The organism is Flavobacterium sp. GP15 (assembly GCF_014281985.1).
GTDB lineage: Bacteria > Bacteroidota > Bacteroidia > Flavobacteriales > Flavobacteriaceae > Flavobacterium > Flavobacterium pygoscelis.
Genome location: NZ_JACFTC010000030.1, coordinates 1 through 821, shown reverse-complemented (window position 1 = coordinate 821; position 821 = coordinate 1). Strand labels below are relative to the sequence as shown.

The following is an 821-nucleotide window of genomic DNA, read 5'->3' as shown; positions in this document are numbered from 1 at the left end:
TAACGTCTTGGCGCTACAAGAAGTTTGGGATTAAAGATGCGAGATTTTTCCATTAAACACAAATTTTCCAAATACAAAACCATATTTAAATTAAGCCAAATACCCAAATTTCTTGTAACGGCTGTTAGGCGCTGACTTGTTCTATTATAGCAGCAAATGATTTAACTACGAAATGTTCTTCTTTAGTCAAAGGAGTAGGTTTATAGTGTGCAACTTTGTTTCTTATTATTCTAATTTCCTCTAATTTTTGAACAAAAGTACCTTTATCAAGATTTGTTAATCCAAGTTTTGCCCAATTTTCTTCAATTTCAAATATTTTTTTATATTGCCCATAAACAAGTTCATTAATATCTTTTTTCAAATCGATGGGTTGGATTTTAGTTATGAGCTTTCTAATGCAATCTTCTATAATTCCAAGTTTTAAATATGGCGTGATAAAATCTTCAAAATATAAAGTCATATCATACGTCGTTATTATTGCTTTTAAAACTTCTTCAGAATCAATTACAAGTATATAATCATTTTGAGCAATTACTTTTATATAATCTAAAAAATTATCTGTTTCTTTTACAACAATGGGTTTCTCAACATATTGTTTTACAAGCTTTTTAGAATTATCAATTGCTTCAATTTTACCAATTGATTTCCAACTGATGCAACCTTGAATTTTACCATTATATAAGATTGGTAGTTGTGAAAAACCATTTAAAAGCATTAATGTTTTTGCTTTAGAAATAGTATCATTTAATTCGCAAGATATAATGTTTGTTTCTTTATCAATAAACAGTGATACCTTTAGATTTTCCGTCATAATTTTATCA

Annotated in this window: 1 protein-coding gene; it reads right to left on the bottom strand. The window is 27.2% G+C overall.

Translation table 11 applies throughout. The features are described 5' to 3' along the window. Window positions 1-124: 124 nt before the first annotated feature. The coding region (locus H2650_RS15695) for a CBS domain-containing protein (RefSeq protein ID WP_223151129.1) at window positions 125-821 on the bottom strand (697 nt) is incomplete at its 5' end.